At 50.0% G+C, this 23,258-nt stretch carries 36 protein-coding genes; 24 read left to right on the top strand and 12 right to left on the bottom strand.

All coding sequences use genetic code 11. The features are described 5' to 3' along the window. Window positions 1-39 precede the first annotated feature (39 nt). Window positions 40-519 carry a bacterioferritin gene (gene bfr / locus EYY67_RS16450; RefSeq protein WP_014333589.1) on the top strand — a complete coding sequence of 160 codons (480 nt, stop codon included), beginning with the start codon at window positions 40-42 and terminating at the stop codon, window positions 517-519. 11 nt (window positions 520-530) lie between these two features. Here the strand turns inward: bfr and EYY67_RS16445 are convergent, their stop codons facing one another. From EYY67_RS16445 to gspC, 12 genes are read right to left on the bottom strand one after another with little or no spacing between them, the layout of a single operon-like run. Further along, a complete protein-coding gene (locus tag EYY67_RS16445) occupies window positions 531-1,364 on the bottom strand; it encodes a prepilin peptidase (RefSeq protein WP_131693890.1) in 834 nt (277 codons plus the stop codon). A 31-nt stretch (window positions 1,365-1,395) separates the two neighbouring features. Further along, the gene (gene gspM / locus EYY67_RS16440) at window positions 1,396-1,854 is read right to left on the bottom strand and encodes a type II secretion system protein GspM (protein WP_131693889.1); all 459 of its coding nucleotides are present in this window, start codon (window positions 1,852-1,854) and stop codon (window positions 1,396-1,398) included. After that, the gene (gene gspL / locus EYY67_RS16435; RefSeq protein WP_131693888.1) at window positions 1,851-3,026 is read right to left on the bottom strand and encodes a type II secretion system protein GspL; all 1,176 of its coding nucleotides are present in this window, start codon (window positions 3,024-3,026) and stop codon (window positions 1,851-1,853) included. The genes gspM and gspL overlap by 4 nt, the downstream gene beginning before the upstream one ends. Beyond that, window positions 3,027-4,013 (bottom strand): type II secretion system minor pseudopilin GspK, encoded by a 987-nt coding sequence (gene gspK, locus EYY67_RS16430; RefSeq protein ID WP_095923763.1) that lies wholly within the window; start codon window positions 4,011-4,013, stop codon window positions 3,027-3,029. It lies immediately after the preceding gene. Beyond that, entirely contained in the window at window positions 4,010-4,690 is a 681-nt protein-coding gene (gspJ, locus tag EYY67_RS16425; RefSeq protein WP_131693887.1) for a type II secretion system minor pseudopilin GspJ, read from the bottom strand. The genes gspK and gspJ overlap by 4 nt, the downstream gene beginning before the upstream one ends. Next, window positions 4,687-5,076 carry a type II secretion system minor pseudopilin GspI gene (gene gspI, locus EYY67_RS16420; protein WP_131693886.1) on the bottom strand — a complete coding sequence of 130 codons (390 nt, stop codon included), beginning with the start codon at window positions 5,074-5,076 and terminating at the stop codon, window positions 4,687-4,689. Before gspI ends, gspJ begins: the two co-directional genes overlap by 4 nt. Beyond that, the gene (gene gspH, locus EYY67_RS16415) at window positions 5,076-5,597 is read right to left on the bottom strand and encodes a type II secretion system minor pseudopilin GspH (protein ID WP_131693885.1); all 522 of its coding nucleotides are present in this window, start codon (window positions 5,595-5,597) and stop codon (window positions 5,076-5,078) included. Before gspH ends, gspI begins: the two co-directional genes overlap by 1 nt. Before the next feature lie 2 nt (window positions 5,598-5,599). After that, window positions 5,600-6,055 carry a type II secretion system major pseudopilin GspG gene (gspG, locus tag EYY67_RS16410; protein ID WP_095923759.1) on the bottom strand — a complete coding sequence of 152 codons (456 nt, stop codon included), beginning with the start codon at window positions 6,053-6,055 and terminating at the stop codon, window positions 5,600-5,602. 12 nt (window positions 6,056-6,067) lie between these two features. Then, window positions 6,068-7,285, bottom strand: a complete 1,218-nt coding sequence (gene gspF / locus EYY67_RS16405; protein WP_131693884.1) for a type II secretion system inner membrane protein GspF — start codon at window positions 7,283-7,285, stop codon at window positions 6,068-6,070. Further along, window positions 7,285-8,808 (bottom strand): type II secretion system ATPase GspE, encoded by a 1,524-nt coding sequence (gspE, locus tag EYY67_RS16400; RefSeq protein WP_131693883.1) that lies wholly within the window; start codon window positions 8,806-8,808, stop codon window positions 7,285-7,287. The genes gspF and gspE overlap by 1 nt, the downstream gene beginning before the upstream one ends. A 3-nt stretch (window positions 8,809-8,811) precedes the next feature. Continuing rightward, the gene (gene gspD, locus EYY67_RS16395; RefSeq protein WP_119825236.1) at window positions 8,812-10,791 is read right to left on the bottom strand and encodes a type II secretion system secretin GspD; all 1,980 of its coding nucleotides are present in this window, start codon (window positions 10,789-10,791) and stop codon (window positions 8,812-8,814) included. Continuing rightward, complete coding sequence (gspC, locus tag EYY67_RS16390; RefSeq protein WP_131693882.1) at window positions 10,775-11,608, bottom strand: type II secretion system protein GspC; 834 nt, start codon at window positions 11,606-11,608, stop codon at window positions 10,775-10,777. The genes gspD and gspC overlap by 17 nt, the downstream gene beginning before the upstream one ends. Window positions 11,609-11,796: 188 nt before the next feature. Between gspC and EYY67_RS16385 the strand changes: the two genes are divergently transcribed. From EYY67_RS16385 to rplO, 23 genes are all read left to right on the top strand, one after another. Continuing rightward, the gene (locus EYY67_RS16385; protein WP_242675605.1) at window positions 11,797-13,329 is read left to right on the top strand and encodes an ExeA family protein; all 1,533 of its coding nucleotides are present in this window, start codon (window positions 11,797-11,799) and stop codon (window positions 13,327-13,329) included. A gap of 7 nt (window positions 13,330-13,336) precedes the next feature. Then, window positions 13,337-13,840: a hypothetical protein gene (locus EYY67_RS16380; RefSeq protein ID WP_095923754.1), complete on the top strand. Its 504-nt coding sequence runs from the start codon at window positions 13,337-13,339 to the stop codon at window positions 13,838-13,840. Window positions 13,841-14,074: 234 nt separating this feature from the next. Continuing rightward, window positions 14,075-14,386, top strand: coding sequence for a 30S ribosomal protein S10 (rpsJ, locus tag EYY67_RS16375; protein ID WP_009639175.1), 312 nt, complete (start codon window positions 14,075-14,077; stop codon window positions 14,384-14,386). Between the two features lie 33 nt (window positions 14,387-14,419). Next, window positions 14,420-15,049, top strand: coding sequence for a 50S ribosomal protein L3 (rplC, locus tag EYY67_RS16370; protein WP_013573687.1), 630 nt, complete (start codon window positions 14,420-14,422; stop codon window positions 15,047-15,049). A gap of 16 nt (window positions 15,050-15,065) precedes the next feature. After that, window positions 15,066-15,671: a 50S ribosomal protein L4 gene (gene rplD, locus EYY67_RS16365; RefSeq protein WP_013573688.1), complete on the top strand. Its 606-nt coding sequence runs from the start codon at window positions 15,066-15,068 to the stop codon at window positions 15,669-15,671. Continuing rightward, window positions 15,668-15,970: a 50S ribosomal protein L23 gene (gene rplW / locus EYY67_RS16360; protein WP_013573689.1), complete on the top strand. Its 303-nt coding sequence runs from the start codon at window positions 15,668-15,670 to the stop codon at window positions 15,968-15,970. Before rplD ends, rplW begins: the two co-directional genes overlap by 4 nt. Window positions 15,971-15,988: 18 nt before the next feature. Next, on the top strand, window positions 15,989-16,813 hold the full coding sequence (gene rplB / locus EYY67_RS16355; protein WP_095923753.1) for a 50S ribosomal protein L2: 825 nt from the start codon (window positions 15,989-15,991) through the stop codon (window positions 16,811-16,813). Between the two features lie 14 nt (window positions 16,814-16,827). Continuing rightward, complete coding sequence (gene rpsS, locus EYY67_RS16350; RefSeq protein WP_004929772.1) at window positions 16,828-17,106, top strand: 30S ribosomal protein S19; 279 nt, start codon at window positions 16,828-16,830, stop codon at window positions 17,104-17,106. 14 nt (window positions 17,107-17,120) lie between these two features. Continuing rightward, window positions 17,121-17,453 carry a 50S ribosomal protein L22 gene (gene rplV / locus EYY67_RS16345; protein WP_004391423.1) on the top strand — a complete coding sequence of 111 codons (333 nt, stop codon included), beginning with the start codon at window positions 17,121-17,123 and terminating at the stop codon, window positions 17,451-17,453. 17 nt (window positions 17,454-17,470) lie between these two features. Beyond that, on the top strand, window positions 17,471-18,169 hold the full coding sequence (gene rpsC, locus EYY67_RS16340; RefSeq protein ID WP_013573691.1) for a 30S ribosomal protein S3: 699 nt from the start codon (window positions 17,471-17,473) through the stop codon (window positions 18,167-18,169). A 12-nt stretch (window positions 18,170-18,181) separates the two neighbouring features. Continuing rightward, window positions 18,182-18,592, top strand: a complete 411-nt coding sequence (rplP, locus tag EYY67_RS16335) for a 50S ribosomal protein L16 (protein WP_009639183.1) — start codon at window positions 18,182-18,184, stop codon at window positions 18,590-18,592. Continuing rightward, on the top strand, window positions 18,592-18,783 hold the full coding sequence (rpmC, locus tag EYY67_RS16330; RefSeq protein ID WP_013573692.1) for a 50S ribosomal protein L29: 192 nt from the start codon (window positions 18,592-18,594) through the stop codon (window positions 18,781-18,783). The genes rplP and rpmC overlap by 1 nt, the downstream gene beginning before the upstream one ends. After that, a complete protein-coding gene (gene rpsQ / locus EYY67_RS16325) occupies window positions 18,783-19,037 on the top strand; it encodes a 30S ribosomal protein S17 (RefSeq protein WP_014333604.1) in 255 nt (84 codons plus the stop codon). Before rpmC ends, rpsQ begins: the two co-directional genes overlap by 1 nt. Window positions 19,038-19,207: 170 nt before the next feature. After that, window positions 19,208-19,579 carry a 50S ribosomal protein L14 gene (gene rplN / locus EYY67_RS16320; protein WP_008457164.1) on the top strand — a complete coding sequence of 124 codons (372 nt, stop codon included), beginning with the start codon at window positions 19,208-19,210 and terminating at the stop codon, window positions 19,577-19,579. A 10-nt stretch (window positions 19,580-19,589) separates the two neighbouring features. Further along, window positions 19,590-19,904: a 50S ribosomal protein L24 gene (rplX, locus tag EYY67_RS16315; RefSeq protein ID WP_095923752.1), complete on the top strand. Its 315-nt coding sequence runs from the start codon at window positions 19,590-19,592 to the stop codon at window positions 19,902-19,904. Window positions 19,905-19,918: 14 nt separating this feature from the next. After that, window positions 19,919-20,458 carry a 50S ribosomal protein L5 gene (gene rplE, locus EYY67_RS16310; RefSeq protein WP_013573695.1) on the top strand — a complete coding sequence of 180 codons (540 nt, stop codon included), beginning with the start codon at window positions 19,919-19,921 and terminating at the stop codon, window positions 20,456-20,458. Between the two features lie 13 nt (window positions 20,459-20,471). Continuing rightward, window positions 20,472-20,777, top strand: coding sequence for a 30S ribosomal protein S14 (gene rpsN, locus EYY67_RS16305; RefSeq protein ID WP_013573696.1), 306 nt, complete (start codon window positions 20,472-20,474; stop codon window positions 20,775-20,777). A 33-nt stretch (window positions 20,778-20,810) separates the two neighbouring features. Beyond that, complete coding sequence (gene rpsH / locus EYY67_RS16300) at window positions 20,811-21,203, top strand: 30S ribosomal protein S8 (RefSeq protein WP_013573697.1); 393 nt, start codon at window positions 20,811-20,813, stop codon at window positions 21,201-21,203. A gap of 13 nt (window positions 21,204-21,216) precedes the next feature. Continuing rightward, on the top strand, window positions 21,217-21,750 hold the full coding sequence (rplF, locus tag EYY67_RS16295; protein WP_119825232.1) for a 50S ribosomal protein L6: 534 nt from the start codon (window positions 21,217-21,219) through the stop codon (window positions 21,748-21,750). A 9-nt stretch (window positions 21,751-21,759) separates the two neighbouring features. Then, window positions 21,760-22,113, top strand: coding sequence for a 50S ribosomal protein L18 (gene rplR, locus EYY67_RS16290; RefSeq protein ID WP_013573699.1), 354 nt, complete (start codon window positions 21,760-21,762; stop codon window positions 22,111-22,113). A 14-nt stretch (window positions 22,114-22,127) separates the two neighbouring features. Continuing rightward, the gene (rpsE, locus tag EYY67_RS16285) at window positions 22,128-22,628 is read left to right on the top strand and encodes a 30S ribosomal protein S5 (protein WP_013573700.1); all 501 of its coding nucleotides are present in this window, start codon (window positions 22,128-22,130) and stop codon (window positions 22,626-22,628) included. Between the two features lie 6 nt (window positions 22,629-22,634). After that, a complete protein-coding gene (gene rpmD / locus EYY67_RS16280; RefSeq protein ID WP_013573701.1) occupies window positions 22,635-22,814 on the top strand; it encodes a 50S ribosomal protein L30 in 180 nt (59 codons plus the stop codon). 3 nt (window positions 22,815-22,817) lie between these two features. Next, window positions 22,818-23,252: a 50S ribosomal protein L15 gene (gene rplO / locus EYY67_RS16275; RefSeq protein WP_013573702.1), complete on the top strand. Its 435-nt coding sequence runs from the start codon at window positions 22,818-22,820 to the stop codon at window positions 23,250-23,252. The last annotated feature ends 6 nt before the right edge of the window (window positions 23,253-23,258 follow it).

The raw sequence follows: 23,258 nt of genomic DNA, 5'->3' as shown, positions 1-23,258 counted from the left end.
CGGATCTACGCTTTAGATACCGGAACGGAGGAGTTACCTATGAAAGGCGATAAAAAAGTCATTGCACACCTCAATAAACTTCTTGGAAATGAACTGGTTGCCATCAATCAGTATTTTTTGCATGCCCGTATGTTTAAAAACTGGGGGCTGATGCGCCTCAACGGTATCGAATATCATGAATCCATCGATGAAATGAAGCATGCCGATATCTATATTGAGCGGATCCTGTTCCTGGAAGGCCTTCCTAATTTGCAGGATCTCGGAAAACTCAATATCGGTGAAGATGTTGAGGAAATGCTGAAGTCTGATTTGCTTCTGGAACTGGAAGGCGCGAAAGACTTACGCGAAGGCATTGCTTACGCAGACTCGGTGCATGATTACGTCAGCCGCGATTTAATGATTACTATTCTGGCCGATGAAGAACATCACATCGACTGGCTGGAAACTGAACTGGAATTGATCGGTCGTATCGGTATCCAGAATTACATTCAGTCTCAGCTCAAAGAAGAATCTCAGTAATTTTTGCTGCGTTAACTAAACATCAGCCAGATGGTTCTGCTCTCCTGGCTGATGTAAACCAGCGCACCAGCCAATGCCAGACAAGGACCGAAAGGGATTTGCTCTGACATCTTATAAAGGCCCACACGCACCAGTGCAAAAACGATCCCCGCAAGCGCGGCGAGAATGCACAAATACGGCAACATCTGCCAGCCCACCCAGGCGCCAAGCGCCGCCAGCAGTTTGAAATCGCCGTATCCCATCCCTTCTTTTCCACTGACGATTTTGACTCCCCAGTACAAAACCCAAAGCACCAGATAGCCTGCGACCGCGCCATATAATGCATCCTGAAGTGTTACCTCACCGGAAATCGAATGAATCAATAATCCTGCCCAGAGCAGGGGAAGGGTCAGGCGATCCGGGAGCAGGTAAGTCGCCAGATCAATCAGGCTCAGGGCGAGAAGAAACCAGAACAGCAATAATGCACTCAACAGGCTCAGTGGTGTGGTAAACAGAAAGGAGAGACCCAGAAACATGACGGCACAACCGGCTTCCGTCAGTGGATATCTTTTCGCGATCGGGGCTGCGCAATAATGGCATTTTCCGCGTAACAGCAACCAGCTCAGCACCGGAATATTTTGCCAGTATTGCAGCGGGTGTTTACAGGCCGGACAGTGCGATGCGGGAAGGCTCAGGTTAAAGCCACATTCACCCTGTTGGCCATCATGCTGAATCATCAACGGTAAGCGATAAACGACGACGTTGAGAAAGCTGCCCAACAGCAAGCCGAAAATAGCGACACTGGTGTAATAAAACCCACCTGACAAAGGTGTGATGTAGTCCATTTGCTGCCAGCCAACAATCATATGAAAATTTCCTGGTGAGGTCATCTGCCCGTTAACGCAGTGTGAGTTGTGGAACACTGACATTTCCGGATTGTCCACCACCGGTCACTATCGTGATGGCCACGACCTGAATGCCGTATTCCTTGTTGAGGATTTCAAGCCAGCGCAGCAGGGTGGAGTAAGGAATTTGTCCCACGCTGAAGGTGACGCCCTGTTCATTCTGTGTCGTTTTTGGCATTTTCAGGGATAAACCGGCCGCTGAGGTGTTGATCGCTTCCGTCAGCTTTTCCTTACTCGTTCTCTTTCCGGCAGGTGCGCCAAGCCGTTGAGTTTGCTTCACCATCCATTCCAGCTGGTTACGCTGGGTATTGACCATGACCCGGGATTTGGCGATTTGGTTATCGAGGGGGGTTAACAAACCAAACCAGATAAAAGCCATCATTAACAGGCAGGCTGCGATCAGTATCAGCCGTCTTTCACTTTCGCTTTTAAGCATCAACCACTGTTTCATGATTTACTCCGCTGAGTCAGCGTGGCAGTCACGCCTGTTGCCGATGTCGTGAGGTTGGAAACAGCAAAGTGAAAATCATTGGCGGTAATTTTGAGAAAATCATCAATCGCCACACGGTTATCGGTCGTGATCTGCAATGTGAACTGATTCGTTTTCTGCTGGAAATCCAATTTATCGATGGCGATTTGCGGGACTTGTCCCTGATAAGCCGTGAGTTTTGCCAGCGCAGGCAGAAAGGCTGTGGGCGCTTTTTTCATGTTTTGTTCAAAATAGAATTTCAGGTTGCGGGTGTGCTTGTCCTGAGGGAACGCGCTTTGATGCAGGGTCAGCATCTGGTTTTTCAGCAAGGATTCTTGCTGCGATACCTGCCACCATGTGAAAAGTTTGCTGCCGAGAATGAGTACCAGCGTGAATATCACCATACCTGCCGCTATCCGTTGCAGATGACGGCCCCAGGCGGGATCTTCCTCGCGCACGGCAAATTCGCCCTGAAGAAGATTCACGGCGGATGCACAATTATTTTTCATCACTATCAGCGGGTCGGAAGGCGCTTCTGCGTGAACCCAGTCAGGAGGAATCTCCTGATCATGCCCGTAATAGTGCACTACTTCAGGCATTGCGATAGCCAGCAACGCATCAAGTAATACCTGTTCGACCAGACACCCCGAATATTCTGACTGCCGGAGCAGCCATTGATGGTCAAGACGGGCGGCCGACCAGCCTTCCTCAGGCAGAGGGAGCAGTAACGCATCAATATAAACGTGCCTGACTGTCAGGCCGGCATCACGAAAACGGTGTATCCAGTTTCGTAAAAAATCGACTTCAATACCGGCGGCATACAGTGTTTGCTCCTGACGGTACAGCTCAACCCAATGCAAGGTATCCACATCCGTGGCAATGCTTTCTTCTGTCTGCCAGGCAATCATCTGCCGGGTATTTTTACCCGCACGTTGTGGCACTGTGACCTGACGAAAAATGACTTCACTGGCGGGGATAAGCAGAGAAACGTTCTGTGCCGACGGTTGTGCGGCCAGTTCTGATAAATGCTCAGCGTCTGGTAAAAGATGAATATCCTCATCATTTTCTGCCAGCTCAGTGAACCAGTTAAGTGAGCGTTCTGGCGTACTGCCTGCTCTGATAAACAGCCTGTTGGCCGGTTGACGGTGTTCCATTTACTCAATTACCCGATAGCGTCGCTGATAAATTGTGATTTTTGAATCTTCTGGATTGAAGTGCGCATAACTGCTCATGGTGTTTTGCTGTTCTTCAAAGTGACCCTGTGTGTGCAGAACGAAATACTGGCTGCGCACTGTCAGCAGCGGTTTCAAATCCCCGGTTTGCACGTCGAGAGTCAGCTTTTGTTTTTTAACCTCTTTCAGAAAAGCATCGACAGAGACCCAGCCTCTGCGTGGCCGTACGGCGATTAATTTCATTGCATCGTCCTGATTAATTCCGCCAAGAAATAAGGCGCTCAGCAGGGGAGCCTGCGCTTCGGTCAGCGTATTGACATTGATTTGCTGAGACTCTTCCGGAAGCGCGCAAAGCTGAGTGCGGATCCGCTTCAGGGGCGAAAGAGGCAGGTCTGGCAGTAAAGCCAGTTCATTCATGGAGAAAAGGCGTTGGTTAGCCGCAGCCCGTGGTGGCGTCAGGGTTTCGTAATACTCGGATTCGGCACCGGCGGTACGGGTGTCGTTATCTGTATCCAGATAATCACTGAGGCTGTCGGTGAACCGGTCAATTTCCACGGAAGTTGCCTGTGCATCGAGCAGCAGTTGTTTCAATATCTGCGTATTGTAGGGTTCGTCCTCAAGCTTCGTGTCAGGTTCGTTATTGCGCAGGCTATTGAGGTTGAAGCAGTTTTGGCCATCCGTGACAACATAGTTTACGGAGAAACCGTCTGGTGCGATGAACGTCCCTTCCTGCATGGAAAACTGATCCAGGTTGTTGTTATATGCGTTTTCGGTCAGCTCTTTCCGAAGCCGGGGCAAGGCAATTTCTTCTGCGCCAAGGGTCAGCCAGCGCAACTGCTGCTGGTTGAGTAACCAGCTCTGACGTTGCTGGCTGACCTGAAATTGCAGCGTCATTTTCGCGGCTAATGCCGCCATGATTGCCAGGATCATTAACACGATCAGCAGCGCCACACCTTGTTGCTTATTCATTGTTGAAGCGCCTCCCCGCTCATCGGAACCGGCGTTGCCGAAGTGGGTTCCGTCTGTTCCGGCGCTTTGTCATCGGTATTCGCCTTTGTATCCTCAAGTGCGGCAGGCAGGAGGAACAAACGGCGTATTTCACCCATATCATCCAGCGTGACAACGAGTTCGATAGCGGCAGGAAACGTGGTGGCTTGATCCCATTTGTCAGCCCAGCCGGCAGAAAAGAAACGCCAGTGCAACGTGCGTACGCCGGTCAACATGGTCACGGGAGTGAGCGGTGCGGCATCCGGTAAAGGGGCGGAAGGCAGGGCGCTCGCGCTGCGCGTCAACGCATGATCGATTATGGCCCAATCAACCCGGGATAAATCGCTGGCAGATAAGGGGGTTGCTGCCGGATAACTTCCCAGGGTGGTAAAACGCAGTGAGGTCTCCGTCGCGGATAAGTACGCCTCTTCTTCCTCCGTTTGCCTTGGCAATACCTGGATCAGGTCACGCTCCAGCAGTGAAAACGCCGTCTGGATTTCGTTGAGTCGCGCAGTATGTTCCTGTGCTATTTCGCTGTTTTTCACTGATGCCGAGAGGATCTGATAGGCCAGTAAGCTGAGCAGGGAAAATATCGCCATCGCAATCATGACTTCTATCAGCGTAAAGCCTTGCTGCCGGGCTGTACGGTTTTTACTCATGGCTTGTCTGCCGATATCTGAGCCCAGCTGCTGACGGAAAGGAGCGGTGATCGGGCATCTTCAGATTGCTTAACCAGAACACGATTCTTGCGAATTTTATTATCCCGATCAGTGGGTTGCTGTTGCTCAACAAACCACTCCTGACCCGCCAGTGTGACGGGTTCTTTTGTTTTCTTTCCGGATTTGATCTGCGCTTCTGCCAGCGTATTTTCGGCGACCCAGCTGCCAAAAAGGCTGGTGCGGAAATGCTCTGCTGCACGCATCTGCGAACTCATACTGTTCAGCAATGCCAGCGCGGCAGTGGCGAAAATAGCGAGTGCGATGATCACCTCAAGCAGAGTCATTCCTTGCTGATTTTTAGCGTCGGTTTTTACCGGGATGCACATTATTTTTCAGGCCTTTTGACAGTGAAAATCAGAGGCAGTCGGCCTTCTGAAATGATGCTGCAACAGGCCGGTTCAGACGCTGAAGGGGCGTAGCTAAGTTCAAATACTGAAAGCGTGCCGTCGGGCATAAAAACAATCTGTGGTGGACGGCTGACAGATTTGTTGAGCGGCATCGGAGTCAGGGAAAGGGTTTCTTCTTGCGTAAATTCACCCGTGAGCGGCATACGGGCAGAATCCATCTCTGCCCACTGCGGCTCGCTGGCGTCAGGAATTAACGGCAGCGCGTTACCCAAAATAACAAACCGGTAGGCGCTGCTCGTCAAAGAAAGCCCAAGGGGTTTTCCTTCTAACACGGCACGCTCAGAAGCATATTCCATCATCGCTTTCATTTTTTCAGCGCGCTGGAGTTGGGCGTTGTCAGAAGGTAAAACCATGACAACTACCCCCGCGGCAATGGCGAAGATCGCCAGTACCATCAGGATTTCCAGTAGCGTAAAGCCGGATTGTTTAGCCGCAGACAAGGTTATTGATCCTTCTCAACCCAGTTTTTAATGTCATCTGCCGTGTTCGGTTCACTGTCCGGTCCGGCGGAGAAAACATCGATAGCACCATGTTCACCCGGGCTGAGCAGCATGTATTCGTTGCCCCACGGATCGGCAGGTAAGCGTTTGATGTAGCCGTCGTTGCGGTAATTCCCAGGCACCGGGCTAAGCGTAGGTAAGGTTACCAGCGCATCCAGTGTCTGTTCTGTTGTCGGATAGCGGTGGTTATCCAGCTTATACATGTCGAGCGCGTTCTCGAGAGCGACGATATCGCTGACGGCTTTCTGCGTATCGGCCCGCTCTTTATTCCCCATAACATTGGGAACAACCAGAGCGGCCAGAACGCCGAGAATGACGATGACCACCATCAGCTCCATTAAGGTGAAGCCTTGTTGTTTTTTATCCGTCACCGGAAGATTTTTTGAAATGTCTGACATGGGTTTATTCCTTTAACTGACCAGGTTATTGAGCTGGAGGATGGGTTGTAAAATCGACATGATGATGAACAAAACGATGCTCGCCATTGTGACGATCAAAAGGGGTTCAAACAGAGCTAAGGCCATGGAGAGCCGGTGTTGCATCAGCTTGTCCTGATTGTCTGCGGCGTGCGCCATGAGCTCCCCGAGGCGTCCGCTTTGTTCGCCGGAAGCAATCATGTACAGCATCATGGGCGGGAAGAGGCGTGTTTGTTCCAGCACGGCAAACAGCGAGCTGCCCTGACGGACATTTTCTGCCGCCTGTACAAGCAGAGAGTGGATACGCAGGTTGGTTATCCCTTCTGTCGAGATTTTCATCGCGTCCAGTAAAGGGACACCACTTGATTGCAGGATGCTGAGTGTACGGGCATAACGCGCACTGTTTATCGCCCTGATCAGCGGCCCGAAAACGGCAACACTGAGCAACGCAGTATGAAAACGCATAAGGTTGTTTTTACGGCGGAGAACCAGTTTCGCTGCAGCGATTGCCGCAAATATCCCAATGGATAATAACCACCACGTCCGTTCGAGGAATCCGCTGATGCCGATTAAAATGCGGGTTGTGATGGGCAGCGTATGCTTCATATGAACAAACTGTTCGATGATTTGCGGGACGACGGCCACCAGTAAAATAATAATTACCAGAATGGCGACGATCGTCAGCATCGCCGGATAGATCATAGCCTGCGACAGTTTGCTTTTGATCTGTTGCCGGATTTCATAATAATCCGCCATTTTTTCCAGCACGGACCCGAGTTGTCCGGTGCGTTCCCCGGCGGTGACCAGCGTTCTGAACATCGGGTCAAAGATGCGGGGGAAATCAGCCAGCGCATCGGCAAGCGTATGTCCTTCCACCACTTTGTGACGAATGGCGGTGAGTACCTGCGTGAGTCCGGCGTGCTCTGTTTGTCGTGCGATAACTGCCAGGGCTGCCTCAACGGGCAGGGCTGCGTTGGTTAATGTCGCAAGCTGACGTGAAAACAAGGAGACCGCATGAGAAGGGACGCGGGTTTTTAAACCTTTGCTTTTCATCTTGCTGGCTGTCAGCAAGTTGCCGACCTGCTTTATGTCGAGCAGCGTTAAACCCCGCTCCCGCACCATCTGGCGTGCCTGACGAAGATTGTCGGCTTCTATTACGCCACGTTGCGTCTTGCCCGCCACGGAGGTGGCATGGAAGGAGAAGCGGCTCATCAGACAGGGCTCCCTGTCGTCATCTCATGTTCCGCAGTGACCCTGATGACTTCTTCCAGCGTTGTTTCGCCGCTGATGGTTTTAAGCAGACCATTTTCCCGCAGGCTTCGGGCTGTTTTGCGATGAATATTCTCAATGGAAAATTCATCCTGATTTTCATGAATGGCCTGGCGGATGGCATTATCGACAACCATGCATTCGTGTATCGCTGCCCGGCCCTTGTAACCCGTAAAATGACACTGTGCGCATCCCACGGCTTTAAAAACGGCGACCGGTGGTTCAGGTAAAAAGTGGAACAAAGGAATGTGGGAGATATCCAGCGGCGCTGGCTGAGCACAATGTGGACACAGACGCCGAACAAGACGCTGAGCTACCACCCCCAGCAATGACGAGGCGAGGAGGAAAGGCTCCAGTCCCATATCACGCAGACGAGTAATGGCACCGACGGCGCTGTTGGTGTGCAGCGTTGACATGACCAGATGGCCGGTCAGTGACGCCTGTACGGCAATCTGAGCGGTTTCGTTGTCGCGGATCTCACCCACCATCACCACATCCGGATCCTGACGTAAAATTGCCCGCAGTCCGAGAGCAAAGGTCATTTCCACGCGCGGGTTAACCTGAGTCTGACCCACGCCTTCCAGTTCATACTCGATCGGGTCTTCTACGGTAAGAATGTTGCGCTCGTTATTGTTCAGTGCAGAAAGCACCGCATAGAGCGTCGTACTTTTACCGGAACCGGTCGGTCCGGTGACCAGAATGATGCCATGAGGTTTATGGATTAATGCGGTGAGCTGTTGCTCATCCTGTGGAGAAAGGCCAAGTTGCGGGATATCAAGGCATAAATTATTTTTATCCAGCAGACGCATTACCACACGCTCACCGTATTGAGCCGGGATCGTCGACACGCGAATATCAATTGCACGGTGACCGATACGCAACGAAATGCGCCCGTCCTGAGGTAACCGCTTTTCGGCGATATCCAGTTTTGCCATGACCTTGATACGGGATACCAGAAACGGAGCCAGCTTGCGGGCTGGCTGCAGGATCTGACGCAAGACGCCATCGATCCGGAACCGGATGCTAAGCATGCGTTCGAAGGTTTCGATATGAATATCTGAAGCCCCTTCTTTTACCGCTTCGGAGAGCACCGCATTAATCAGACGGATAATCGGTGAGTTTTCGTCGCTGGCCAGCAAGTCTTCGTTATCCGGCAGATCTTCAGACAAGGACAGAAGGTCGACTTCATTATCAAGGTCATCAATAATTTGCTGGGAGGCTCCGCTGCTCCGCTGGTAGGTAGCCGATAACTTTTCATCGAAAAGGGGAGTCTCCACGATTTCAATTGCCGTGATTTCCCCCAGGACACGACGTGCTTCAAGCAGCGTTTCCACCGAGATGTCCTGGCGGCAAAAAAGCACGTTATCAACCAGCGTAATGCCCTTTTGTTTGGCATAGGCGTACGGCAGAACAGGGGTGATCTGTTCTGGTTCCGGGGTCTGTTGCAATTCGTTGTCCCTGTTCATGGCTTATCCGCTAAACGGGTTACGAGGTCTGCCGTCATCTGGCGCAGCCGAAATGGACGTTTTGGGCGCAGGATTTTCCGGATAATCCGGTAAAACAGAACGGGTATTTGGTGTGAGCAGATCCTGATGATCCTCATCCTGCCGTTTTTTCTGCAGCTTTTGGAAATGGGAGTATTTCTTATTGGAAATCGAAGAATACACCTCATCATCACGAATAATGGTCGGCCGGATAAACACCATCAGGTTACGTTTTGCTGATTCCGTGCTGGTATAGCGGAACAAATTACCGACCCATGGAATGTCACCCAGCAGCGGCACTTTGGATTTGGTTTCTTTGGTACTGTCATCCAGCAAGCCGCCAAGCACGACGGTTTCCCCGGTGCGAACCAGCACGGCGTTGGAAATGGTGCGGGTATTGAAGGTCGGACCCAGCGATGAATTGGTTGAGGTATCGACACTGGATACTTCCTGTTCGATTTCCATCAGAACCGAATCACCTTCGTTAATCTGCGGCGTGACTTTCAATTTGGTACCGACGGTTTTGTAAACCACACTGCTATAGATGTTGTCGCCGGCTGTGGTTTGCGAACCCGAGAGGGAAGGGACTTCCTGACCGACATTGAACGAGGCTTCTTTATTATCGAGTGTGACAATGCTTGGCGTGGCAAGAATGTCGTTTTTATTGCTGGTGGATAACGCGGTCATTAAGACATTCCAGTCGCCGCTGAAGAAACCTGCCGTCATGCCGTTGAAGGTTTGCAGGGTGCTGCTGAGCGGATTATCACTGCTGATAACGCCGTCTTTTTTGTACTGACGTACGCCTGACGCAACCGTTGATATCGGTGCGCCGGTGCCGGTGAATTGTGTTCCGCCAAACTTGTCGTTGCTCCATTGGATCCCAAGATTGAGTCCGTTACCATCCTGTACTTCAACAATAATGGCTTCGACTAATACCTGCGCACGGCGGATATCAAGTTTGGTGATGACCTGCTCGAGTGACTGCATGACATCCTGCTGAGCCGTAATCACAATGGAATTGGTTTGTTCATCTGCGGTGATGCTCATCGGCTTATTAGAGGCGCTCGAAGACTGAGTTGTTTTGCCTTCTTGCATTTCCTGAGTGATGCCGGTTAGCACGGGAACGATTTTCTCTGCTTTGGCATATTTCAGATAGAAAACACGCGTGTTGCCCTGAGATGACTGGTCTTTATCCAGCTGACTCACCAGTTTTGCTGCGCGGCTGCGCACGCTTTCTGGTCCGCTGATGATTAAGGTATTGGTTCTCTCATCCGCGACGATTTTGGCTTGTAATATGGACGACGATTGCCCTTTGGATTCCTCACGGACCAGGTTGTTCATCATCTCGGCCATTTCGGGCGCAGAGGCATATTTGAGTTTGATGGTCTGTCTCTGCTGATCGCCCATCGTGTCAACGCGTTCGACCAGATCAATAAGACGGTTGACCACAGACGCACGGCCGGTGAGCAGCAAAACATTCGAGGGTTCGTAGTGAACGACATTGCCCACACCGGTACTGTCATTCATCTGGCGAAGCAAAGGAGCCAATTCCCGGACCGGCACATTACGAAGTGTCACCACGCGGGTGACGATCTCATCTCCCTTTCCCGGTCGGTTTTTGTCCGCTACGGGGACGCCTGACATCTTGGCATTGGCGGAACGTACAACTTTAAGCAGTCCGTTATCCATAGGAACCACTGCAAAACCATAGACATCCAGAACACTCAGAAAGAACTGGTAGTACTGCTCTTCATTTAAAACATCATAGCTTTTGACAGAAACAGTCCCCTGCACGGACGGATCGATAAGGATAGTTTTATTGAGATTCCTGCTGACCGTATCAATAAACTCTTTAATATCCGTGCCTTTAAAGCTCGCAGTAAATTCTTCCGCATGGACAATCCCCGGAAGGGTAGCAAATAATATGCATGCCTTTACTAAGAGAGGGTTAATGAACTTCTTCATGACTTTCTGTATCCAACGATGTTTCGATAGTGGCTAAATTTATATAGATATTCTGAAGTTGATTCTCTCTCAGAACGGTAAGTTGTACATCTCTCAGACTTTCCAGTTGTTCAATGTATTTTTCTGCGGTTGTGATGTCGTCGAGAGCTTGTCCGTTTATTTTCGTGACAATCTCATCAGGAATAAGTCCCGTTCTAAGATAAATAGTACTGCTCGTTCTGGGATTAAACCTATAACCTGTAAGTTTCTCATCTTTGTATATGGGGTTGGCAACTAAATAATGCATTAAGTATTTTGCATGTTCTATTTTTACCTTTTTATTCCTCGGTTCAGCAGGTTTACTATCTCTTAATTTATCATTAAGGTATAAAGCTGCTATTCCCTTGGGGGTGCGTATTAATACCTCATCAGGTTTGACTGACTGGAGGTAGGCATTTCCCAAATCAGCAATTTTCTCGCCTTCGCGATAAGTGTGCTGACCTGAAGGGCCTTGCAGTATAGCCAGAGAGTGCCTGCTGTCGCTGCTTGCCAGTACGCCTTTGAGGAACAACGGCAGTTTAACGTTCTCCACAGCAGGTCGCGCGGGCTGTTTTATCTCAGGTTTTTTTCGATTCTCGAAAAGCGTACCGGGTATATTTGTCATGGCTTGTCCACGTTGAGACGGCGGGTGCAACGCCTCATTCTTTGTGCTGTCATTCATCGCCAGCATGAATATGCTTGAGCAACAAATCATTGCACAGGTGAATATAATTGCGATAAATATTGCCATCTTCAATGATACCTTTGGCCAATACCCTTTAATCTTGATGGCATACATGCGTTGAATCATTCCTTTGCACTTTCATTATTCCTGTGGGTTACATATTAGGCTATATTATACGCAGAAAAACATTGATGCACATTAATACATGTTCAATATGAATGAGGTTGTGTTTCTTGATTTTCAGACTGACTCCTCTTTCGGGTTCTTGTATTTATCAACATTCATCGAATGTGTAAATGGTTATGGAAATTGGCATGTACTGTGATTACTTTAAATTTATTACCCACCCTTTTGGGGACGGTAATTATTTCAATAATATACGTTTGTTGGCCGCTCAGGATTTTATTCTGCAGAAGTTAAACCAGGGCGGTATTGCGATTATCAGTGGAAATAAAGGTGTTGGGAAAACGCGTCTGGCTCATGAAATTGCCAGACAGAGCCAACGCCAGATCCTGAGCTTAAGTGCCGCGTCGGTGAATGGCACCGACAGTGAAAGCCTGGGGCAGTTGTTAGCATGCTGTTTTCATTTGAAAAAATGGAGAACGTTGCCAGCGTCGATTCTGCCTCTGCGCATTGCAGAATCTTTTGACCAAAATACGGATTCGGCTCAGCCCTGGCTGGTTGTTGTGGACAATGCTGAAAATCTGTCTGTAGAAAGCTATGAATTTTTGAAAACATTCAAAAGCTATCCGCAATCTTCCCGCGTCTCGTTCCTGCTAGTGGAAGAACGCAAGGGGAGTACCCGTGAGGGTAAGCGCCGACAGAAGCTGCTTCCGCATACGGATTATCATCTGCTTCCAATGAGCTTTGCCGAAACCACCGAATATCTGTCACAGCGGTTGCAAACAGCCGGAGAAGATCCGGTCCCGATCCACGGGCCGGTGGCCAGACTGCTGCAGAATGCTTCGGGGGGACGGATCCAATTGATGAATGAACTGGCGGCGGATTCGCTTAACAGTGCTTATGCAGAAAAAACACCGTCAGTCACCTACCGGCAGATGAAGCTCTGTATTGAGGCTCGTGGATTGAAGCCGGGCAGAAAAAAATGCCTCACGCTGCTGATCGCCTGCTACATGCTTTTTGGCGGCGTTCTGGGGTGGACTTATTTCAACTATGCAAAACCCTATCTCCCGATGCCATTAACCCTTTCTGAAAAACTGCATGAAATCCCGGCAGGGGCCAAAACACTTAATGATGTTGGCAGTAATGAGCGTCATGGCATGCGTCAGCTCTTCCAGGTATGGGGGTATGACGTTTCCCCAGATGATGCGTTTTGTGATCAGGCTGCACGGGCACAGCTTACCTGCAAGAAGGGCACGGCCATACTCGATACCTTAACGGAAGAAGGGATCCCCTGGCTGAGTCCGATTACTGTTGATGGGCAGACTGTTTACGCTACCGTGGTGAAAGTGACAGATGAGTCGTTAGATATTCTCATTAAAGGCGATACGTGGACGGTCCAGCGCAGCTGGTTCGATAGCGTGTGGGCCGGCGAATATATCCAGTTAATACCCCAGACACCGAGCGGGAAGAGCGTCATCAACAATACCAGCTCCGAAGCGGATACCGCCTGGCTGGATATGACCCTCAGCAAGATACTTAACCTGCCATTCAGTAAAACGGGGCGGTGGGATAATGATTTGATCGGAAAAATCAAAACATTCCAGCAACGGGAAGATCTGGTTGTTGATGGAAGGGTAGGTAAAGGCACCCTGATGCAAATCGCTAAACGTACCGGCAACATGCCTGGGCTGATTACAAAAGAAGATCTCTAGGTTAAAAATGCAAAACATCCACTTATCGGCTTACACAAGCCACTTGAACAAACAAAAGGTGAAGGTAGCTGTCCGTCGTTCGCTCAGGAAAAGTTTTTACTGCCTGGTGTTTAGTAGCATTTGTTTGGTTCTGGGCGGGCTGGCGGGTTCCTATCTCCACCTGACTTACCTCAACTGGAAAAGCCATCGGGTAGCCGTCAGCGAAGTCTCCCGCCTTCCGTATAAACAATCCCCTTTGCACTATATCTATAAGAACAGGACGCTGCCGGCAGTGAACCAAACCGCCTATATAGATGACAATGCAACGCCTGAAGATGAAATGCCCGCTGAGGCTGAAGACCCGGCAGAAACGTCAACTATGGAAAATGAAGTTCCTGAAGACGCCGCGGCAGATGAAAGTGATGACAGTCAAAACATGGCGTTAGAAGAAAAGAGCCCGGACATGCCATTGCAGGACTGGTTGAATAAGGCAATGCAGGAACAGCAACAAGAAGAGAAGAGCGCAAAATAAAAGCATTTTCTTTGTGGTTCGGATTGCTTCTTGCTGGTGTTTAAGTATAATGCGCGGGCTTACCTAATCTTGGTAGGTCTGATTCATTGAGAATCAGCTGGCCGATAAGTTTACTTGCCGGTCAACAATACTCCCGATATGGGGGTTATGTGAAGAACGATTACACTCTCCCATCAATCGAAATGGGTTTGAGGAGTAATCATTTACGTTTAAAATAATTGGAGCTCTGGTCTCATGCAGAACCAAAGAATCCGTATCCGCCTGAAAGCGTTTGATCATCGTCTGATCGATCAATCAACTGCGGAAATCGTTGAGACTGCGAAGCGCACTGGTGCGCAAGTTCGTGGTCCAATCCCGCTGCCGACCCGCAAAGAGCGCTTTACCATTCTGATTTCTCCGCACGTCAATAAAGATGCGCGCGATCAGTATGAGATTCGCACTCACAAGCGTCTGGTTGACATCGTTGAGCCAACCGAGAAAACCGTTGATGCTCTGATGCGTCTGGATCTGGCTGCTGGTGTAGACGTGCAGATCAGCCTGGGTTAATCAGGGTCATTGAGCGATTGAGAGGTTGAAACAATGATTGGTTTAGTCGGTAAGAAAGTGGGTATGACTCGTATCTTCACTGAAGATGGCGTTTCTATCCCTGTAACCGTTATCGAAATTGAAGCAAACCGCGTTACTCAGGTCAAAGACCTGGACAACGACGGTTACCGCGCTGTGCAGGTTACTACTGGTAGCAAAAAAGCTAACCGTGTAACCAAACCAGAAGCGGGTCACTTCGCTAAAGCTGGCGTAGAAGCTGGCCGCGGTCTGTGGGAATTCCGCCTTGCAGAAGGTGAAGAGTTCACTGCAGGTCAGAACATTAGCGTTGAAATTTTCGCAGACGTTAAGAAAGTTGATGTTACCGGTACTTCTAAAGGTAAAGGTTTTGCTGGCACAGTTAAGCGCTGGAATTTCCGTACCCAAGACGCTACCCACGGTAACTCCTTGTCTCACCGTGTTCCGGGTTCTATCGGTCAGAACCAGACTCCGGGCAAAGTGTTCAAAGGCAAGAAAATGGCAGGCCAACTGGGTAACGAGCGTGTAACCGTTCAAAGCCTGGACGTAGTACGTGTTGACGCTGAGCGCAACCTGCTGCTGGTCAAGGGTGCTGTTCCGGGTGCTACCGGTGGCAACCTGATCGTTAAACCTGCTGTTAAGGCTTAACGTCGAGGAGATAGGAATGGAATTAGTAGTGAAAGACGCGCAGAGCGCGCTGACTGTTTCCGAAACTACCTTCGGGCGTGATTTCAATGAAGCGCTGGTACACCAGGTCGTTGTTGCTTATGCAGCAGGTGCCCGTCAAGGTACTCGCGCTCAGAAGACCCGTGCTGAAGTAACCGGTTCCGGTAAAAAACCTTGGCGTCAGAAAGGTACTGGCCGTGCGCGTTCAGGTTCTGTAAAGAGCCCGATCTGGCGTTCCGGTGGTGTAACCTTCGCTGCAAAGCCACAGGACCACAGTCAAAAAGTAAATAAAAAGATGTACCGCGGCGCGCTGAAAAGCATCCTGTCCGAACTGGTACGTCAAGATCGTTTGATCGTTGTCGAGACGTTCTCTGTAGAAGCGCCTAAAACTAAGCTGCTGGCACAGAAACTGAAAGACATGGCTCTGGAAGACGTGCTGATTGTAACTGGCGAAGTCGACGAGAATCTGTTCCTGGCCGCACGTAACCTGTACAAGGTTGACGTTCGTGATGTAGCAGGTATCGATCCAGTAAGCCTGATCGCCTTCGACAAAGTAGTTATGACTGCTGACGCTGTGAAGCAAGTTGAGGAGATGCTGGCATGATTCGTGAAGAACGTCTGCTGAAAGTGCTGCGCGCGCCGCACGTTTCTGAAAAAGCGTCTACTGCGATGGAAAAGAACAACACCATCGTTCTCAAAGTTGCCAAAGACGCGACTAAAGCGGAAATCAAAGCTGCGGTTTCGAAACTGTTTGAAGTCGAAGTCGAAGATGTGAACACCTTGCTGGTTAAAGGCAAAGTTAAACGTCACGGTCAGCGTGTTGGTCGTCGTAGCGACTGGAAAAAAGCTTACGTAACCCTGAAAGAAGGCCAGAATCTGGACTTCATCAGCGGCGCTGAGTAAGTCGGAGGAGTAAGAACAATGGCAATTGTTAAATGTAAACCTACATCTCCGGGTCGTCGCCACGTTGTTAAAGTGGTTAACCCTGAGCTGCACAAGGGTAAACCTTATGCTCCGCTGCTTGAAAAACTGAGCAAAAGCGGTGGCCGTAACAACAATGGCCGTATCACCACCCGTCATATCGGTGGTGGCCACAAACAGCATTATCGTCTGGTTGACTTCAAACGCAACAAAGATGGTATCGCTGCAGTGGTTGAGCGTCTGGAGTACGATCCGAACCGTTCCGCGAACATCGCGCTGGTTCTGTACAAAGACGGCGAACGCCGTTATATCCTGGCGCCGAAAGGCCTGAAAGTGGGTGACCAGATCCAATCTGGTGTTGATGCTGCAATCAAGACAGGTAACGCCCTGCCTATGCGCAACATCCCAGTAGGTTCAACGGTTCACAACGTAGAAATGAAACCAGGTAAAGGCGGCCAGATGGCTCGTTCAGCCGGTGCCTACGTTCAGATCGTTGCTCGTGACGGTTCCTACGTAACTCTGCGTCTGCGCTCTGGCGAAATGCGTAAAGTTCAGATCGATTGCCGCGCCACCTTAGGTGAAGTCGGTAACTCTGAACACATGCTTCGCGTTCTGGGTAAAGCAGGTGCTGCTCGTTGGCGTGGTATTCGTCCTACCGTTCGCGGTACTGCGATGAACCCAGTCGATCACCCACACGGTGGTGGTGAAGGTCGTAACTTTGGTAAGCACCCGGTAACTCCGTGGGGCGTTCAAACCAAAGGTAAGAAGACCCGTAGCAACAAGCGTACTGATAAATTCATTGTACGTCGCCGTAGCAAAAAATAATTAGAGGATAAGCCATGCCACGTTCTCTCAAGAAAGGTCCTTTTATTGACCTGCACTTGCTGAAGAAGGTAGAGAAAGCGGTGGAAAGCGGTGACAAGAAGCCTTTGCGCACTTGGTCCCGTCGTTCAACGATCTTTCCTAACATGATCGGTTTGACCATCGCTGTCCATAATGGTCGTCAGCACGTACCAGTATTTGTTTCCGACGAAATGGTCGGTCACAAACTGGGTGAATTCGCGCCGACTCGTACTTATCGCGGCCATGCGGCTGATAAAAAAGCTAAAAAGCGCTAAGGTAGGAGGAAGAGATGGAAACTATCGCTAAACATCGCCACGCTCGTTCTTCTGCTCAGAAGGTTCGCCTTGTTGCTGACCTGATTCGCGGTAAGAAAGTGTCGCAAGCTCTGGAAACTCTGGCCTACACCAACAAGAAAGCTGCTGGTCTGGTTAAGAAGGTACTGGAGTCTGCCATTGCTAACGCAGAACACAACGATGGCGCTGACATCGATGATCTGAAAGTCACGAAGATTTTCGTAGACGAAGGCCCAAGCATGAAGCGCATTATGCCGCGTGCTAAAGGTCGTGCAGATCGCATTCTGAAGCGCACCAGCCACATTACTGTGGTTGTGTCCGATCGCTGAGACTCTGGAGACTAGCAATGGGTCAGAAAGTACATCCTAATGGTATTCGACTGGGTATTGTCAAACCTTGGAACTCTACTTGGTATGCAAATACCAAAGATTTCGCTGACAACCTGGACGGCGACTTTAAAGTTCGTCAGTTCCTGACTAAGGAATTGGCGAAAGCTTCCGTTTCTCGCATCGTTATCGAGCGTCCAGCGAAGAGCATCCGTGTGACTATTCACACTGCTCGTCCTGGCATCGTTATCGGCAAGAAAGGCGAAGATGTCGAAAAACTGCGTAAGGTCGTAGCGGATATCGCTGGCGTTCCTGCGCAGATTAACATCGCCGAAGTCCGTAAACCGGAACTGGACGCAAAATTGGTTGCTGACAGCATCACTTCACAGCTGGAACGTCGTGTTATGTTCCGTCGTGCTATGAAGCGTGCAGTACAGAACGCAATGCGTCTTGGCGCTAAAGGTATCAAAGTTGAAGTAAGCGGCCGTCTTGGCGGTGCTGAAATCGCGCGTACTGAATGGTACCGTGAAGGTCGTGTTCCGTTGCACACTCTGCGTGCGGATATCGATTACAACACATCTGAAGCGCACACCACTTACGGTGTAATCGGCGTTAAGGTATGGATCTTCAAAGGTGAGATCCTGGGTGGTATGGCTGCAGTTGAACAACCGGAACCGGCTGCTCAACCTAAAAAGCAGCAGCGTAAAGGCCGCAAGTAAGGAGAGTCGCTGATGTTACAACCAAAGCGTACAAAATTCCGTAAGGTGCACAAGGGCCGCAACCGTGGTCTTGCGCAAGGTACGGATGTGAGCTTCGGCACTTACGGTCTGAAAGCTGTTGGCCGTGGTCGTCTGACTGCTCGTCAAATTGAAGCAGCACGTCGTGCGATGACCCGTGCAGTTAAGCGTCAAGGTAAGATCTGGATCCGAGTATTCCCGGACAAACCGATCACCGAGAAACCGCTCGAAGTTCGTATGGGTAAAGGTAAAGGCAACGTAGAGTATTGGGTTGCTTTGATCCAGCCTGGTAAAGTCCTGTACGAAATGGACGGTGTGCCTGAAGAGCTGGCTCGTGAAGCCTTCCAGCTGGCAGCAGCCAAACTGCCTATCAAAACCACCTTTGTAACTAAGACGGTGATGTAATGAAAGCACAAGAGCTGCGCGAAAAAAGCGTGGAAGAGCTGAACACTGAGTTGCTGAACCTTTTGCGTGAGCAGTTTAACCTGCGCATGCAAACGGCAAGCGGTCAGTTGCAGCAAACACACCTGTTGAAGCAAGTGCGTCGTGATGTTGCACGTGTGAAAACTTTACTGACTGAAAAGGCGGGTGCGTAATGACTGACAAGATCCGTACTCTGCAGGGTCGTGTAATCAGTGACAAAATGGAAAAATCCATTGTTGTTGCGATTGAACGTGTGGTGAAACACCCGATTTACGGTAAATTCATCAAACGTACGACCAAATTGCACGTACATGACGAGAACAATGAATGTGGTATCGGCGACGTTGTGGAAATCAGCGAATGCCGTCCACTGTCTAAGACTAAGTCTTGGACCTTGGTTCGCGTTGTAGAGAAAGCGATTCTGTAATACAGTAGCGCCTCTCAAAAATAGATAAACGGCTCATGAACGTGGGCCGTTTATTTTTTCTACCCATAATCGGGAACCGGTGTTATAATGCCGCGCCCTCATATTGTGGGGATTTCTTAACGACCTATCCTGGGTCCTAAAGTTGTAGTTGACATTAGCGGAGCACTAACATGATCCAAGAACAGACTATGCTGACCGTGGCCGACAACTCCGGTGCACGTCGCGTAATGTGTATCAAGGTTCTAGGTGGCTCGCACCGTCGCTACGCAGGCGTCGGCGACATCATCAAAATTACCATCAAGGAAGCAATTCCTCGCGGTAAGGTGAAGAAAGGCGATGTGCTGAAGGCGGTAGTGGTGCGCACCAAGAAGGGTGTTCGTCGCCCGGACGGTTCTGTCATTCGCTTCGATGGTAATGCATGCGTTATTTTAAACAATAACAGCGAGCAGCCAATCGGCACGCGTATTTTTGGGCCGGTAACTCGTGAACTGCGTAATGAGAAGTTCATGAAAATTATCTCTCTGGCACCAGAAGTACTCTAAGGAGCGAACCATGGCAGCGAAAATCCGTCGCGATGACGAAGTTATCCTGCTTACCGGTAAAGATAAAGGTAAGCGCGGTAAAGTAAAAAATGTCCTGTCTTCTGGCAAGGTCATTGTTGAAGGTATCAACCTGGTTAAGAAACATCAGAAGCCTGTACCGGCCCTGAACCAACCAGGTGGCATCGTTGAAAAAGAAGCTGCAATTCCGGTTTCTAACGTTGCTCTCTTCAACACGGCAACTGGCAAGGCGGACCGTGTAGGCTTTAGATTCGAAGACGGCAAAAAAGTCCGTTTCTTCAAATCTAACAGCGAAACTATCAAGTAATTTGGAGTAGTACGATGGCGAAACTGCATGATTACTACAAAGACGATGTCGTAAAAAAACTCATGGCTGAGTTTGGTTACAATTCTGTCATGCAAGTCCCTCGGGTCGAGAAGATCACCCTGAACATGGGTGTTGGTGAAGCGATCGCTGACAAGAAACTGCTGGATAACGCAGCAGCTGACCTGGCAGCAATCTCCGGTCAAAAACCGCTGATCACCAAAGCACGCAAATCAGTTGCAGGCTTCAAAATCCGTCAGGGCTATCCGATCGGCTGTAAAGTAACCCTCCGCGGCGAACGCATGTGGGAGTTCTTTGAGCGTCTGGTCTCCATTGCTGTTCCACGTATTCGTGACTTCCGCGGCTTGTCTGCTAAGTCTTTCGATGGTCGTGGTAACTACAGCATGGGCGTGCGTGAACAGATCATCTTCCCGGAAATCGATTATGATAAAGTCGATCGCGTTCGTGGTTTAGATATTACTATCACCACTACTGCGAAATCCGATGATGAAGGCCGTGCATTGCTGACAGCCTTTAACTTCCCGTTCCGCAAGTAAGGCAGGGTTACTAATGGCTAAGCAATCCATGAAAGCACGCGAAGTCGTTCGCGTAAAACTGGCTGATAAATACCGCGCTAAACGCGAGGAATTGAAAGCTATTATCTCTGGTGTGAACTCATCCGACGAAGATCGTTGGGATGCAGTTCTTAAGCTGCAGTCTCTGCCGCGTGATTCCAGCCCGTCTCGTCAGCGTAACCGCTGCCGTCAAACTGGTCGTCCGCATGCTTTCCTGCGGAAGTTCGGGTTGAGCCGTATTAAGGTCCGTGAAGCCGCTATGCGCGGTGAAATTCCGGGTCTTAAGAAGGCTAGCTGGTAATTGTCACCAATTGAATCACGGGAGTAAAGACAGATGAGCATGCAAGATCCGATCGCGGATATGCTGACCCGTATCCGTAACGGTCAAGCCGCGAACAAAGTTGCGGTCACCATGCCTTCCTCCAAGCTGAAAGTGGCTATTGCCAACGTGCTGAAGGAAGAAGGCTATATTGAAGAATTTAAAATCGAAGGCGACGCCAAACCTGAACTGGAATTAGTACTGAAGTACTTCCAGGGCAAGGCAGTGGTAGAAAGCATTCAACGTATCAGCCGTCCAGGTCTGCGCATCTACAAGAAAAAAGATGAGCTGCCAAAAGTTATGGCCGGTATGGGTATCGCTGTTATTTCTACCTCTAAAGGTGTTATGACCGATCGTGCAGCTCGCCAGGCTGGTCTTGGTGGCGAGATTATCTGCTACGTAGCTTAATTGGGAGGAAAGAATGTCTCGTGTTGCAAAAGCACCCGTCGTCATTCCTGCCGGCGTAGAGGTAAAACTCAACGGTCAGGTTATTTCGATTAAGGGTAAAAACGGCGAGCTGTCACGTACTATCCATGACGCTGTTGTAGTTAAACAGGAAGAAAATACACTGACTTTCGCTCCACGCGAAGGCGCTGTAGACGGTTGGGCCCAAGCGGGTACCACTCGTGCACTGTTGAACTCTATGGTTGTAGGTGTTACCGACGGCTTCACTAAAAAGCTTCAACTGGTAGGTGTTGGTTATCGTGCTGCTGTTAAAGGCAACGTGGTGAATTTAGCCTTAGGCTTCTCTCACCCGGTCGATCACCAACTGCCGGCAGGCATTACTGCAGAATGTCCGACCCAAACTGAAATCGTGCTGAAAGGCGCTGATAAGCAGGTAATCGGTCAGGTTGCTGCAGATTTACGTGCCTACCGTCGTCCTGAGCCTTATAAAGGCAAGGGTGTCCGTTACGCCGACGAAGTCGTGCGTACCAAAGAGGCTAAGAAGAAGTAAGGTAACACTATGGATAAGAAATCTGCTCGTATCCGTCGTGCGACCCGCGCACGCCGCAAGCTCAAAGAATTGGGTGCGACTCGTCTGGTGGTACATCGTACCCCGCGTCATATTTACGCACAGGTCATCGCACCAAACGGTTCTGAAGTAATAGTTGCTGCATCTACTGTAGAAAAAACTATCACTGAGCAACTGAAGTATACCGGCAACAAAGATGCTGCCACTGCTGTAGGTAAAGCTATCGCAGAACGCGCATTGGAAAAAGGGATCACGAAAGTATCCTTTGACCGTTCCGGTTTCCAATATCATGGTCGAGTCCAGGCACTGGCAGATGCTGCCCGTGAAGCTGGCCTTCAGTTCTAAGGAAGAGGTTTAAGATGGCTCACATCGAAAAACAAGCTGGCGAACTGCAGGAAAAGCTGATCGCGGTAAACCGCGTATCTAAAACCGTAAAAGGTGGCCGTATCTTCAGCTTTACCGCACTGACAGTAGTTGGTGATGGTAACGGTCGCGTTGGTTTTGGCTACGGCAAAGCACGCGAAGTTCCGGCAGCGATCCAGAAAGCGATGGAAAAAGCCCGTCGCAACATGATGAATGTCGCGCTGAATAGCGGCACCCTGCAGCATCCTGTTAAAGGTGCTCATACGGGTTCCCGTGTGTTCATGCAGCCGGCTTCCGAAGGTACCGGTATTATCGCCGGTGGTGCAATGCGCGCCGTCCTGGAAGTTGCAGGGGTTCATAACGTATTGGCTAAAGCTTATGGTTCCACCAACCCGATCAACGTGGTTCGTGCAACTATCGATGCTTTGGCAAATATGAAATCCCCACAAATGGTCGCTGCCAAGCGTGGTAAATCCGTTGAAGAAATTCTGGGGTAATTAACCATGGCAAAGACTATTAAAGTTACACAAACTCGCAGTTCCATTGGCCGTCTGCCGAAGCATAAAGCTACTCTGCTGGGCCTGGGTCTGCGTCGTATTGGTCACACCGTTGAGCGCGAGGATACTCCTGCTGTACGCGGTATGATCAACCTGGTTTCCTACATGGTTAAGGTTGAGGAGTAAGAGATGCGTTTAAATACTCTGTCTCCGGCTGATGGTGCCAAACAAGCGCCAAGGCGTGTAGGTCGTGGTATTGGTTCTGGCCTGGGTAAAACCGGCGGTCGTGGTCACAAAGGTCAGAACTCACGTTCTGGTGGTGGCGTACGTCGTGGTTTTGAAGGTGGTCAGATGCCTTTATATCGTCGTTTGCCGAAATTCGGCTTCACCTCCCGCAAAGCTATGATCACGGCAGAAGTTCGTCTGTCTGAACTGGCTCTGGTGGAAGGCGACGTGATCGACCTGAACGCGCTGAAAGCCGCTAACGTAGTTGGTATCCAGATCGAGTTCGCGAAAGTAATCCTTTCTGGCGAAGTTGGTCGTGCGGTAACTCTGCGTGGTTTGCGTGTCACCAAAGGCGCTCGTGTTGCTATCGAAGCTGCTGGCGGTAAAATTGAGGAATAAGTAGCA

The organism is Rahnella victoriana (assembly GCF_004330295.1).
Taxonomy (GTDB): Bacteria; Pseudomonadota; Gammaproteobacteria; order Enterobacterales; family Enterobacteriaceae; genus Rahnella; species Rahnella victoriana.
Note: the sequence above shows the minus strand (reverse complement) of the source record. Positions and strands in the feature narration are given on the sequence as shown.